Here is a 12,418-nt window from a genome sequence, read left to right on the forward strand (position 1 = left end):
ACATTTTATGGTTTTACATTTTACGGCTTCACACTTTACGAGCTTCCCGAAATAATATACTATAGAACATAAAAGAGTATCCAAAACGCCTAAATTTTTGGGGCTTATAGAGTGTGCGTCCATATAAGCAAAAAACCCTCAAGTGAGCGTCTGCCTCCACTTTTTAGAAAATAGCTTAGAAAATAGCCGTGAAATTCTGGAGGGATGAGAGTGTTATCAGACAAAAACTTCGGTCGCGAGGACGTTGTGGCAAGCCAGTTCGACAATCGCCGCATGACCGAGCTTTACGATGAACTAGAACGCCACGGGCGACTCTATCACCAGGAAAATAGTCCCATCATCCCTGACGCGGAGTATGACGCGCTTCTGCGTGAGCTTCTGACCCTGGAGCGGGAACATCCCGAATTGGCGCGAAACGACTCGCCCACGAAGCGCGTGGGGGGAGCGGTATTGGAGAAGTTCACGAAAGTCGAACATGAACATCCCATGCTCTCCTTAGATAACGTTTTCGATGAAGATGAGCTGCGGGCCTTCGTGGATCGTCTGGAAACGGCAACCGGCGAGAAAAAAACGTTCGTGTGTGAAATGAAAATCGACGGACTTGCCGTCTCGCTGATTTACGAAGATGGGATCTTCGCGCGAGGAGCCACACGCGGAGATGGCCGGGTCGGCGAGGACGTGACGGAAAACCTGCGCACCATCAAGACCCTGCCTTTGCGACTAAAAACCCCCGTTCCTGGTAGGCTGGAGGTACGAGGTGAAGTGCTGATCACCCGTGAGCGATTCGCCGAGCTGAACCGGGTTCGTGAGGACAACGAGACCCCTCCCTTCGCCAACCCGCGCAACGCCGCAGCAGGGAGTCTGCGCCAACTGGACTCCAAAATCACGGCTTCCCGGGGGCTCTCCATATTTTTATACTACGTGGTCGATGCTGAAGGGCGAGGTATTAGCCAGCAAAGCGACGTACTGCGTTGGTTGACCAACCAGGGATTTCCAACTCAAGAAACCTGGGCTTGTTGTTCTTCTATGGAAGACATGAAGATTTTCATAGAAAAGTGGCGGGAAGACCGTTTCGGTTTGAACTACGTTACGGACGGCGTGGTCATCAAGTTGGACGATATTGCCCTTTGGGATCGCCTGGGCTCGACCTCTCACGCCCCGCGGTGGGCCATTGCCTTTAAATACCCGCCGGAGGTCGTGTTTACACGGGTATTGAGCATCGATATCTCCGTGGGGCGTACAGGGGCGCTGACTCCCGTGGCGAACTTGGAGCCGTTTCGTGTGGGGGGCACCATGGTTCAGCGGGCGGGGCTCCACAATGAAGACGAGGTGAAACGCAAAGACATCCGGGTGGGAGACAGGGTCAAGGTTCACAAGGCGGGAGAGATTATTCCAGAGATCGTAGACGTGGACCAGGACGCCCGAACTGGCGCGGAAGTTCCCTTCGAGATGCCGAAAAAATGCCCCGCCTGTGGTTCGCCCACCGCGCGTCTGCCCGGCGAGGTAGCGGTGCGTTGTCCCAACCGAGCCTCCTGCCCAGCTCAGTTGAAAGAGGGCCTTCATTATTTCGTCTCTCGTGGGGGCATGGATATCCGAGGACTGGGGGACAAGTTGGCTGAACAGCTCGTAGAGAAACAAATCGTCCGAAGCCTGGCCGACATCTACACCTTGACAAAAGAGGATCTGGAGAACCTGGACCGAATGGGAGAAAAATCTGCTCAAAAGTTGGTGGAGGCCATCGATAACTCGAAGAAGCGCCCTCTGTCAGCGTTGATCACCGGACTGGGAATCCGCTTCGTGGGGGACAAGGTCGCCGACATTCTGGCCGATCATTTCGGGTCGATGGAGGCCTTGAGAAACGTCTCCGAGGAAGATCTGGCTCTCGTGAACGGCATTGGGCCCGTGATCGCCTCATCAGTGGAGGCTTTTTTTCGCGACCCTGCTAACCTGGAGCTTTTGAAACGGTTCGAGGAAAACGGTGTCAATATGACCGAGACAACCAGGACCTCGCGGACCTCGCGGACCTCGCGAGAGGAGATTTTCAAGGGGCCTTTTTCGGGAATGACTGTGGTGTTTACGGGGGGGCTTCGCTCCGTCATTCGTGACGAGGCCGCAAAACGCGTGAAGGAACTAGGCGGCAAGGTGACAAGCAACGTCAGCGCCAAGACGTCTTTAGTAGTGGCAGGAGAAAAGGCCGGCTCGAAGCTGGAAAAAGCGAAAACACTGGGGGTCCGCGTTATCGACGAGACAGAGTTTCTGGCTATGCTCCCGACACCTTCATCTCCATCAAGCGCCCCGACTCCATGACGTAACGGCGATCCACCCCTTGAAGCAGATCCAACTCGTGGGTCACCATCAAAATAGAGGTCCCCTCCTCCCTGATGGAGGAAAAAAGTGCCATGATTTCCGCCGTCGTTTCCGCGTCCAAATCGCCTGTGGGCTCGTCGGCAATCAAAAGGTCGGGCGCGCTGAAAAGCGATCTGGCGATGGAGACACGCCTCAACTCACCACCGGAAAGGTTGGAGGGGTATTGGGACGCCAGATGCCCGATCCCCGTTTTTTCGAGGAGTAGACTGGCCCTCCCCTCTGGATGGAGAGAGCTGTTGTGGAAGTAATTGGGGATCATGACGTTTTGTGACACGGTAAAGTTTGGAAGAACACAGTGACCCTGCATGATATACCCTATCTTCGAGCCTCTCTGCCGCGACAATTCTCCGTCGGTCATGGCGGAGTAATCACGCCCCATGAAAACCACCGCTCCCGACGTGGGAGAGGCCATCCCCGCCAGCATATTGAGCAGCGTGCTCTTTCCGCTGCCCGAATGCCCCACGATACAGGCGAACTCCCCTGTCTCCACTTGCAGCGACACGTCGTCCACCGCTAAAAAAGGCCGGTCGCCGCGCTTGTATTCCTTTGTCAGGGAACGGGCTTCGAGAAGCAGACTCATCAGGCTTCACCCCCTCGGATCACCGCGTACACATCCCTATTGCCGGCCCTGATCGACGAGGCCAGGGCGGCCAGAGGTCCCACAGAAAAGGACAATAGGAAGCTCGCAGCAAAAATGAGCGTTATGGTTCCCACAGAAGCCTGTACGTAGGGCATGTTCAGGATTCTGCCGATGTAGATCCTGAAAGGCAACACCAGCAGCCCCGAAAAAAACGTACCTAGCACGCCGCCGTACAGGCCGACAATCCCCGACTCGAACAGGACAAGCCACGCGATTTGCCCCCGCGTCGCGCCCAGAGACCGGAAGATCCCGAACTCCCTGCTCCGTTCGTTGATGGTGACGGAAAACACGATGCCCAGTACCAGAACCACCAAGATCCAAATGACGGCCTCTAGGGCCACAAAAAAAGAAAATAACCTGTTTAGCCCGGCCGCGATGTTTCTGACAAAAAGCCGAGTAGGGACGATAGCGATGCCGTTGCCTCCATAACCATATTGACCGTGAATATTTCTCATCACTTGGTCGATGGTGTATCCGTCGGAGATGCGCAAAAAGATGGAAGACACCGCTCCGGCGGAAAAGGAAACCTTACCCCCCTTGCTGATAAGGTCGCGGGCAGCTCTCCTGGCGGTGTCGAGGTCCATGAAAACGCAGGCGTCGAATCCCATTCCTGTTCTTTCGAGACGGGCCGCCACCCGATACTCGCGGTCGAAAAATTTGAGGGGGCTTCCCACCTTGGCGTCGATGGCATTTCCGACGATAATCTCTCCAGCCGAGACAGCCCCCAAGAAAAAAGTCCTCACCCAAGGCCCGACGATAAAATCCGTTTCCGGGTCATAACCCACAATCTGAACTGGAGATGAACAGCAGTCCGCGTTAAGCGAAGCGACCAGCAGTTGAGGCGAGACGATCGATACCCCTTCCACAGAGGCGATTTTCTCCGTCCAACCCTCGTCAATGCTCAGAGTGCTAGGCTCGCTGCGGAGCAAAATTCCCGACACGGCGTTTTCGTAGCCGCTGGGAACGACCATCATGTCCGCTCCCAGGCGCTTGGACATGTTCTCCGCTCCCTTCATCAGGCCATAGGCGATAAGGGATCCCCCAAAAGACATGAAAGACAACGCCGCCACGAGAATCACAAGGCACGCCGTCCGAAAGGGTCTGCGCTTGAGGTTGCAGAAAACAAAATCGAAAGTTCCGAAACGCGGCTCCATCTCAGTCATCTGCCTCTCTGTCTGCTCAAATAATAGAGGTTTGCCACCGAACCTGTCACCGTGAGCACGCCCAGGACGGAAAGGGCGGGGAAAGCCACCACCCGGCAAGGCATAGCCTCCATCAGGCAACCGCCGATCAAAACGTGAGGGAACAAGAGCACGAGAACCCCCGCCCCTAAGATCCCCAAACTAACTCCCAAACGGACGCTCTGATTCGCGCAGCAAAGCAGAAAGAAACCCAGCAGAACAATGAACATGCCCACACCGATTTCCGCCTGCGCCGTCCAGTGGCACGTCATGAAGCGTTCCTCTATGGGTTGACAGACTTTGAACGCCAACTGAGGCCCCCAAGCCACCGCCACCCCCAACGCGATAGCAACGATGCCACTCAGTATTCGATTTTTCATCCCAGTGCCTCCTCTATTGTTTGTGGCTCCAAAGTTAAAATCACATATAAGATCATCCAAATTTTTGTATTTATGCCTCTTAGATCAATCGTTGCGTATTGTAAATTAGTGTACTCCAACTTGCAATATGCATAAGAAGCAATTCAATCAGCTCAGGATAAAGGTAAGCAAAGAAGTCGGCGTCGAAAATCGATAGGTTTATCACAATTTAAAGTTGATATTTTTTATCGAGTATGATATTCTCTTCTCGCGATAAAGGAGGTGGTGTCCGGTGAAACTCTCTACCGTTACCCGGTATGGTCTTCGTGCTCTTTCCGAGCTATGCGGGCAGAAAGAGGGGGAAAACAAGCCCGTGGCGGTAGGCGACATCGCGCGAAAACAGGAAATACCGCCGAGTTATCTGGAACAGCTTTTTGTGAAACTGCGACGGGGGCGTCTCATCAAAAGCGTTCGAGGAGCGCAGGGGGGATATGTTCTCGCCCGCCCCGCGAAAGACATCACTGTGGCGGAGATCATTAAAGTTTTAGGAGAACCTATCGTCTTCGGAGATTGCCAGACGGACGCCGGGTGCAGACGAAAGACGTCCACCTGTTGTACATACGAGCTTTGGCAGAGGTTGAAGGAATCGGTGGATGAAATCTTGGAAAACACCACACTGGAGGACATTGCCAGTAAAAACAAAAGGATGCCCACACAGGAGGAGTTTTTCGACGCGTGATTATCGGTATTGACGAAACTTAGTCGGTATTGACGAAATTTAGAAGGATTTTTTATAGAAAAGTTTCAAGAGGGGGGAGTTGCGCGATGCAAAACGTCTATCTCGATTATGCCGCCACGACGCCGACGGACCCAGAGGTTCTGAACGTTATGACGCCCTATTTCACGGAGTTTTTCGGAAATCCGTCTTCCATATATTCTCTCGCGTCCAAAAGCCGCGCCGCCATAGAAAAGGCTCGTGGTCAGGTGGCGGCGGCTCTGAACGCGCTGCCGGAAGAGATTTTTTTTACCAGCAGCGGCACGGAGGCGGACAACTGGACACTGAAGGGAACTTTTGAAAAGCTGCAATCTAAGGGCAACCATATTATCACCACACAGATCGAGCACCACGCCATTCTCCACACGGGGGAATATCTCGAAAAAACGAGAAGTGCCAACGTCACATACCTTCCCGTAGACGAGGAAGGGAGTATTCGCATGGCCGACCTCGAAGCCGCTATCACAGATAAAACCGTTCTGGTCTCTATCATGTTCGCCAACAACGAGATCGGCACGATTCAGCCCATCAAGGAAATTGGAGCGCTTTGCCGGAGAAAAGGCGTCCTCTTTCACACAGACGCTGTGCAGGCCGCCGCTCAGGTGGAGATTGACGTCAAAGACCTCTGTATCGACATGATGTCCTTATCCGCTCACAAAATGTACGGCCCCAAGGGCACGGGAGCCCTTTATCTGCGCAAGGGCCTGAAACTGGAAAACTTCATTCATGGCGGTGGCCAGGAAAAGGGCAAGCGCGCCAGTACGGAAAACATAGCAGGCATCATAGGCATGGGGTTCGCCATCGAGAAAATGAAAGCCCACCTGCCCCAGGAAAAGCCTCGTATCAGCGGCCTGCGTGACCGATTGATTGAGGGGGTCTTGAAAACCATCCCTCACGCGAAGCTGAACGGCGCCCGGGGCGAAAAACGTCTGCCGAACAACACGAACTTCAGTTTCATCGGAATCGAGGGCGAGACCCTGCTTTTGGACTTGGACTCCAAGGGCATCTCCGCCTCCACGGGAAGCGCCTGTACGTCGGGATCTTTAGACCCCTCTCACGTTCTGATGGCCATCGGCTTGAAGCACGAACAGGCTCACGGTTCCCTCCGCATGACCCTGGGCCATGGAACCGACGACGGACAGGTGGACTACGTCTTGAGTGTGCTGCCGGAGATCGTGGCCCACAGACGCGAGATGTCGCCCCTGTGGGAAGACTACCTGAAAAGCCTTGGGGAAAAATGAAAACGCAGCCGTGTGTTAGAGAGGTGTAGAAAATGGCATACAGCGACAAGGTCATGGACCATTTTAGCAATCCGCGCAACGTGGGAGAAATCGAAAAACCGGACGGAATCGGCGAGGCGGGAAACCCTAAGTGCGGCGACATCATGAAAATCTATCTGAGGGTGAAGGACAACGTCATCGAAGACGTGAAGTTCAAGACGTTCGGATGCGCTTCGGCTATCGCCTCCTCCAGCATGGCCACGGAAATGATTAAAGGCAAGACCGTGGACGAGGCGTGGGAGCTGACGAACACCGCCGTGGCGGAGGCTCTTGACGGGTTGCCTCCCATCAAGATGCACTGTTCTGTGCTGGCGGAGGAGGCTATTCACAAGGCCCTCAACGACTATCGCGCAAAACAAGGACTCGATGTCGTTCCGATTGTGGAATTCGACCACGATCATGAATTCTGCGCGGTGTAGCGCGGTCGATGGGGAAAAAGACAGGGAAAAAGACGGGAAAAAAGATAGAGAAAAAGACAGGGCAAAAGACAGGAAAGAAGACAGGAAAGAAGACAGGAAAGAAGACGGGGATGGAGACGGAAGCGACGGAAAAACAACGATGCCCCTGGTGCGGCACGGATGATCTGTACGTAAGGTACCATGATGAAGAATGGGGTGTGCCGGTGAAGGACGAAAGGAAACTTTTCGAGTTCATCGTTCTGGAAGGAGCCCAGGCCGGGCTTTCGTGGATTACGATTCTCAGGCGGCGCGAGAACTATCGCGCCGCTTTCGCCGGCTTTGACGTTCAATCGGTGGCCAAATTTGGCGAGGACGATGTAACCCGCCTCATGAACGACGCCGGGATCATACGCAACAGAGCAAAAATTGAGAGCGCGGTAAAGAACGCCCGGACATTTTTGAAAGTCGCGGAGGAATACGGCACTTTTGGCGCGTACCTCTGGGGATTCGTGGATGGAAAGCCCATTGTCAACCGTTGGACAGAGGGAAACCAGATCCCCGCCACTACGCTCTTGGCCGAGAAGATCAGCAAGGACATGAAAAAGCGGGGGTTTTCTTTTTTCGGCCCAACTGTTTGTTACGCCCACATGCAGGCCACAGGAATGGTCAATGATCATTTGACGAGCTGCTTCCGCTACGAGGAATTATTCGGGGATTGACCGACCGACGGTCTGGAAGGTCATGTAGGCTTGCTGTGGCCTATTTGTGGTGTCTACCGAGGCAGATCTTCGCCCTCCAAGGTGGATCGGGGTCGAGATGCGGGGTCAAGGGGGTCAAGGGGGTCAAGATGGATGATAAGTTCTGCGGGATAACGAAGAATAGACTGAAGGGGCTCATATGAGCCCTCTCTCTTTGATTACCACGTTCGATGTTTGAAGAGGTTTCTTGACATACTCCCACGGCTAAAGCCGTTGGATGAGAATCGCTTTATTGTAAAGATGACGCGAGGACCTGAGAGAAATTAACCCCAGCCTCTTACAGCCTTTTGGTTCAAGCCTGACGGTATCGTGAGGGTTTTCTTGATATATACGGGAGTGTGGGGTATTACAGCCCCGCATGGTTAAGCGTGTCAAAATTAACAATCCAACAATTGTCAGCGTTACTGACTGACGAAGGCCTCCATCGAAGGCCTCCATCGAAGGTCTCCATCGAAGGTCTCCATCGAAGATCTCTATCGAAGGTCTCCATCGAAGATCTCCATTGAAGATCTCTATCGAAGGTCTCCATTGAAGATCTCTATCGAAGGTCTCCATTCCGAGCAGAGCCCTTGCCTGAATATGCTGGATATGGCAGCGCTTGAATTGCGCACAGTTTATTACAGGTTTCGTAGGTTTTTTTTGACAGAGAACGCTCTATAGTGAATTGAGATAAAAAACCTGGAACAATCGAGGAGAGCGTTTGAAATGTCTTATGAACTGAAATTCATGAACTCGCGTGGCGTAACGGAAATCTTGAAAAAAGGGCTAACAGGCAACGCTGTTAAAATCATCGGCGTCATTTTGATGGTTTTCGACCACCTTTATCAGATGTTTTGGGTACAAGGCGCACCATACGGGTTCCATTGGCTTGGCAGACCCGTTTTACCGATATTCCTTTTCATGTGCGCGGAGGGTTTTTACCACACGCGCAGCAGGAAAAAATATTTGTCGCGGCTTTTCATTGGATTTATCGGCATGAATACCGCGAATATGGCGCTGACTTTCACCATGCCCAACGACAAGGTGACGCTGATCAACAATGTGTTTGGAACCATGCTATTGACAGCGATTTATCTTTTCTGCATCGAGACGCTGCGCGAGGGCGTCAGGGAAAAACAGGCGAGAAAAATTGTGGCAGGCGCTCTCCTGATGTTCCTTCACGTTCTTTACTCGCTGATATTTATGATTGCCCTGAACACGCTGACGTGGCAATCGGTCGTCGCTCTTTCTTTTATCCCCAACCTCATGGCCACCGAAGGCGGGGTTCCCGCAGTCGTTCTAGGGATACTGTTTTATCTATGCAGGGGGAAACGCCTTACGCAAACACTTGTTCTTTCCACATTCAGCGCGCTGTCTTTCATAACCAATTCAGGACCTTACAGAGTGCAGTGGATGATGATTTTTGCCTTGATTCCTATTTTGCTCTACAATGACAAGCGGGGGATGGGAAATAAAGCCTTTTTTTACGTGTTTTACCCAGCGCACATTTATTTGTTTTATATCATTGCGTGGATTCTCGATAAATAAACACAAGATTGCCCCTTTCCCTGAATAAATCCAAATTGATTTTTATTACAGCGCGGCTCGCCTTGATTCAATAAAAATTCAATAAAAATTCAACAAAAATTCAACAAAAATTCAACAAAACGTCAGCTTTGTTCCGCCTCGCCGCCCCATGTGACGAGGCCCTCTTCGCTTTCTCCATCCAGGTAGACGAAAAAATTTCCCTTGTAAATACGCACCGCCGGGTGCTCACCCAGCTCGTACTCCGTGTTGTCGAGCCAATTCGAGGCGTAGACATTGTTGGACTGCCCAGCGAAAACGGGAAGGTAGAGGATATTGTCCGAGTCCATGTCCAAAAAGAAATGTGACCCATAAGAAAGCTCAGGATTGAAGTTGAACTGAGGCGCGCTGAGCTCCACCAGACACCCGCAGTTGTGGATATCGCCGTACTGGATCGGAACGCCGATGGCCGGGTTGCGACTGCCCCACCGCCCCGGCCCCGCCAGAATATACGACGTGCCTTTCAACTTGTCGTTCAGCGTGCCTACCGCTCGAGCCGCGCCGGAGGGGTCCCATTCGCTCAGGTATTTCAACGGCTCCACGTAGACTAAATAGGGAATGTTCTTAAGTCGTCCGTTGCTAACCATCCGGTCGCCCTGGAAAACGATTTTCGACATCGGGACGTTGGGAACCGCCACCCGGGACATTTCCTGAAAATGGGTCAAGGGACGCATTTGAACCAAGCGGAAGTCCTTACTTGTGGTGTCATAGGTGAATTCCATATCCACGGGAAGACCCAGTTGTCCCTCCATCAATTGGATCAAGTCGCGCGCCAAGTCGAAGAGATACCTCTGCCGCTTGTGGAAGTCGGGAAAGGATACCAGCGGGCGCATCCCCGCCATGGCGGAGGAGACGCTGTAGGGCAACAGCATATCGCTGTCCTCATCGTAAAACTCGATATACTGATCCAGGTCCTTGTGATTGCCCGCGAAGACGGAAAGCCAGTCTCTGATGAAGCCAGTGCGGATTTCGCCCTCATTCCGGTCGATGTAGTCGAAAAACTCCTGACTGGAGCCCGCGATTCTTTCAGGTGAGTTACCCGAAGGCCGCAAGGCGGGATTAGTTAGGTAGAAGCTGCGAGCCGCGCCCCTGTCCACCGCCCGCGTTCCGATGCCGAAACAGATGCACATCAAGCCGTCCTCTTTCTGGATGCGAGGGGAGGGGCGGCGGAAAATACGCGAAAAGATCGTGCCCGCCAGCTTGGGGTAGTAAATGTTGTGGCGATCTTTGCCCACCATAGATTGTACGATGACCGCCATGGATTCGTCGCGGTGAACTTTGCCGTGTTTGCGCCGGTACTTTCGGGCGGAGGGGTTGAATGTGGAAAGCCAGACCGCCCGGAGGCATTCCTCCAGCTTCGCGGCGCGCCACTCTATATCTCGGATGTTGGCGGAAAAAAAGGAGTCGTACTTCCCTGCGAAGGCCAAATCCACGGAGTCCTCCATCAAAGAGCTGGACCGGATGACCAGAGGCGGATTTCCAATAGTCTCAAAATCTCGGAGAATGCGCTCTAGATCCCTTTTCAACGCATCGGAAAATGCGCCGGACGCGAAACGCGCTTGCACGTTTTCCCAGTTCTCGTCGTCGTACAGCTCTTCCAGGCCATTGGCGCACAGGAAATCCTCGAAGACCTCGGTGGAAACCACATGACTCAAAAAAGGAAGGTCTACTTTCGCCTTCAGGTCGGATTCCAGCAAACTCCAGTGAGCGTAAGCCAGACCCTTGGCCTTGCCTCCACATTTACCACCGCCCAAAAGCCAGCCACGGCTCCGATAATAGTCTTCTCCTTCGTAGCTCAAAAAACCTTCGACGGACATTTATTGAACCTCCTTGATTTAAGAGAACACCGGAAAGGCCCTCGACACGCGCTCGCGTCAAGGGCCTCTTTTCACATCATCGCGATAAACGTTCAAACTCACGGGGGCGGCGGTATTAATCGCCGGGGTTATCGTCCAGCGGCGACCGTGTCCCATGCACACGGCGGCGAAACGTAACGAGCGCGATCCGACACAGCCTGGACAGCGTCACAGTATCCCCACACGGAAATCACCAAGTCACGGATAGAAAGTTTGCGGCGTTCCCGAAGTTCGTTCCAGAGGGGGATTGGTAAATATACCCACACGCGGAAAGACGCTCCACCTCCGTTGCCAAAATCCGACAACACGAGATATCCACTCAACTTGCTGAATAAAATCACAGGTAGCGCGCTTTGTGACACCATGCGCTGCAAGTCGTCCAGCGAAAAAGAAAGAGACTCCAGCTCCGCCAATTCCTTGCTTCCCGGCAACGGTGTGAGGGAAAACCATATTTTGGGCGAATGGCTTTGAGCGTCGAACAGGTCTGAAGCCGTCCTCAACCATGTCTTGATCCGGGCGATCGCCTCAAACTCTCCCCGAAACAGAGCGAAACGTACCGCCCAATAGGTCATGTTCAAAATGCCGTCTTTTTCAATGTTCTGCAAGAAAACCGGCTCATTTTGGACCACTGTGTCGTCTTTAAAGGCCGGGTGCTCTTTCAACACGCCCCGCAGGATCAACACCGTGGGTAAATGCTCACCGGGAGGCTGCATCTGAGAAAACAAAGCGTTGCGAATCTGGGAAACCACATTCGGCGTGAGAACCACTCGAGTAGCGTCGTCGACAATCAGAGACTGAGGGCCGTTCTCGTATAAAAAAACTTCTTGAGGATCCCCTCCGGGTTTTCCCCAGATCCATCGCTCATAGTTGCGCATAAAACAGTGTCCCAGAAGGTAGCGGTTATATGGCAACAAAAGAACGACTCCACCGGAGATATCGGGAATGCCGTCAGGAAGAGCCGTTTGCGGCAAGCAAGCTATCGTTCCATTGGACATCAATTCAAAAATCAAACCGCTCCCTCCTTTTTGAACACTCTTTTCATGAGCACTACGAAACAGCATTATCTGAACTTCAAACGACGACGCGTCCACTTTTCAAGATTACCACAATCGAAGCGTATTTTACACCCTCTGCTTGGGTCTCAGTACCTTTTTATGATTTTTCCTCGAAGATGTACCCAATCAACTTAAAAAACGTTGCGTTGATCAAAGCTAAACATAACACATTAGTGTTTTTTCACT

The 12,418-nt window shown here is 52.7% G+C and carries 12 protein-coding genes; 7 read left to right on the forward strand and 5 right to left on the reverse strand.

The genetic code is table 11. From position 1 onward, the window contains the following. Window positions 1-273 precede the first annotated feature (273 nt). Window positions 274-2,307: an NAD-dependent DNA ligase LigA gene (gene ligA, locus LBJ36_07670; GenBank protein MDR1378915.1), complete on the forward strand. Its 2,034-nt coding sequence runs from the start codon at window positions 274-276 to the stop codon at window positions 2,305-2,307. On the opposite strand, the gene LBJ36_07675 is transcribed toward ligA, so the two are convergent. The 3 genes from LBJ36_07675 to LBJ36_07685 are packed head-to-tail and all read right to left on the reverse strand — an operon-like array spanning window position 2,261 to window position 4,568. Then, entirely contained in the window at window positions 2,261-2,947 is a 687-nt protein-coding gene (locus tag LBJ36_07675) for an ABC transporter ATP-binding protein (GenBank protein ID MDR1378916.1), read from the reverse strand. The genes ligA and LBJ36_07675 overlap by 47 nt on opposite strands. Further along, a complete protein-coding gene (locus LBJ36_07680) occupies window positions 2,947-4,170 on the reverse strand; it encodes an FtsX-like permease family protein (GenBank protein MDR1378917.1) in 1,224 nt (407 codons plus the stop codon). The genes LBJ36_07675 and LBJ36_07680 overlap by 1 nt, the downstream gene beginning before the upstream one ends. Next, on the reverse strand, window positions 4,167-4,568 hold the full coding sequence (locus LBJ36_07685; protein ID MDR1378918.1) for a DUF4418 family protein: 402 nt from the start codon (window positions 4,566-4,568) through the stop codon (window positions 4,167-4,169). Before LBJ36_07685 ends, LBJ36_07680 begins: the two co-directional genes overlap by 4 nt. 271 nt (window positions 4,569-4,839) lie before the next feature. On the opposite strand from LBJ36_07685, the gene LBJ36_07690 reads away from it, so the two are divergent. The 6 genes from LBJ36_07690 (at window position 4,840) to LBJ36_07715 (ending at window position 9,285) form a co-directional block, all read left to right on the forward strand. Next, window positions 4,840-5,286 (forward strand): Rrf2 family transcriptional regulator, encoded by a 447-nt coding sequence (locus LBJ36_07690; GenBank protein MDR1378919.1) that lies wholly within the window; start codon window positions 4,840-4,842, stop codon window positions 5,284-5,286. 86 nt (window positions 5,287-5,372) lie between these two features. Continuing rightward, on the forward strand, window positions 5,373-6,563 hold the full coding sequence (gene nifS, locus LBJ36_07695; protein MDR1378920.1) for a cysteine desulfurase NifS: 1,191 nt from the start codon (window positions 5,373-5,375) through the stop codon (window positions 6,561-6,563). Window positions 6,564-6,595: 32 nt separating this feature from the next. Then, a complete protein-coding gene (gene nifU / locus LBJ36_07700; GenBank protein MDR1378921.1) occupies window positions 6,596-7,021 on the forward strand; it encodes a Fe-S cluster assembly scaffold protein NifU in 426 nt (141 codons plus the stop codon). Continuing rightward, the gene (locus LBJ36_07705) at window positions 7,002-7,184 is read left to right on the forward strand and encodes a hypothetical protein (GenBank protein ID MDR1378922.1); all 183 of its coding nucleotides are present in this window, start codon (window positions 7,002-7,004) and stop codon (window positions 7,182-7,184) included. The genes nifU and LBJ36_07705 overlap by 20 nt, the downstream gene beginning before the upstream one ends. Next, window positions 7,132-7,719 (forward strand): DNA-3-methyladenine glycosylase I, encoded by a 588-nt coding sequence (locus LBJ36_07710; GenBank protein MDR1378923.1) that lies wholly within the window; start codon window positions 7,132-7,134, stop codon window positions 7,717-7,719. Before LBJ36_07705 ends, LBJ36_07710 begins: the two co-directional genes overlap by 53 nt. A gap of 744 nt (window positions 7,720-8,463) precedes the next feature. Beyond that, entirely contained in the window at window positions 8,464-9,285 is an 822-nt protein-coding gene (locus LBJ36_07715; GenBank protein MDR1378924.1) for a conjugal transfer protein TraX, read from the forward strand. Between the two features lie 122 nt (window positions 9,286-9,407). On the opposite strand, the gene LBJ36_07720 is transcribed toward LBJ36_07715, so the two are convergent. Together LBJ36_07720 and LBJ36_07725 are read right to left on the reverse strand one after the other, a co-directional pair. Further along, window positions 9,408-11,138 (reverse strand): PEP/pyruvate-binding domain-containing protein, encoded by a 1,731-nt coding sequence (locus tag LBJ36_07720; GenBank protein ID MDR1378925.1) that lies wholly within the window; start codon window positions 11,136-11,138, stop codon window positions 9,408-9,410. A 128-nt stretch (window positions 11,139-11,266) separates the two neighbouring features. Beyond that, window positions 11,267-12,187: a hypothetical protein gene (locus tag LBJ36_07725; protein MDR1378926.1), complete on the reverse strand. Its 921-nt coding sequence runs from the start codon at window positions 12,185-12,187 to the stop codon at window positions 11,267-11,269. Between the last annotated feature and the right edge of the window lie 231 nt (window positions 12,188-12,418).

The organism is Synergistaceae bacterium (genome assembly GCA_031267575.1).
Classification (GTDB): Bacteria; Synergistota; Synergistia; order Synergistales; family Aminobacteriaceae; genus JAIRYN01.

What these genes read in the sequence shown, in the direction of transcription:
- ligA (MDR1378915.1), top strand. Translation starts at nt 274, where the DNA reads ATGACCGAGCTTTACGATGAACTAGAACGCCACGGGCGACTCTATCAC.
- LBJ36_07675 (MDR1378916.1), bottom strand. Translation starts at nt 2,947, where the DNA reads ATGAGTCTGCTTCTCGAAGCCCGTTCCCTGACAAAGGAATACAAGCGC.
- LBJ36_07680 (MDR1378917.1), bottom strand. Translation starts at nt 4,170, where the DNA reads ATGACTGAGATGGAGCCGCGTTTCGGAACTTTCGATTTTGTTTTCTGC.
- LBJ36_07685 (MDR1378918.1), bottom strand. Translation starts at nt 4,568, where the DNA reads ATGAAAAATCGAATACTGAGTGGCATCGTTGCTATCGCGTTGGGGGTG.
- nifS (MDR1378920.1), top strand. Translation starts at nt 5,373, where the DNA reads ATGCAAAACGTCTATCTCGATTATGCCGCCACGACGCCGACGGACCCA.
- nifU (MDR1378921.1), top strand. Translation starts at nt 6,596, where the DNA reads ATGGCATACAGCGACAAGGTCATGGACCATTTTAGCAATCCGCGCAAC.
- LBJ36_07705 (MDR1378922.1), top strand. Translation starts at nt 7,002, where the DNA reads ATGAATTCTGCGCGGTGTAGCGCGGTCGATGGGGAAAAAGACAGGGAA.
- LBJ36_07710 (MDR1378923.1), top strand. Translation starts at nt 7,132, where the DNA reads ATGGAGACGGAAGCGACGGAAAAACAACGATGCCCCTGGTGCGGCACG.
- LBJ36_07715 (MDR1378924.1), top strand. Translation starts at nt 8,464, where the DNA reads ATGTCTTATGAACTGAAATTCATGAACTCGCGTGGCGTAACGGAAATC.
- LBJ36_07720 (MDR1378925.1), bottom strand. Translation starts at nt 11,138, where the DNA reads ATGTCCGTCGAAGGTTTTTTGAGCTACGAAGGAGAAGACTATTATCGG.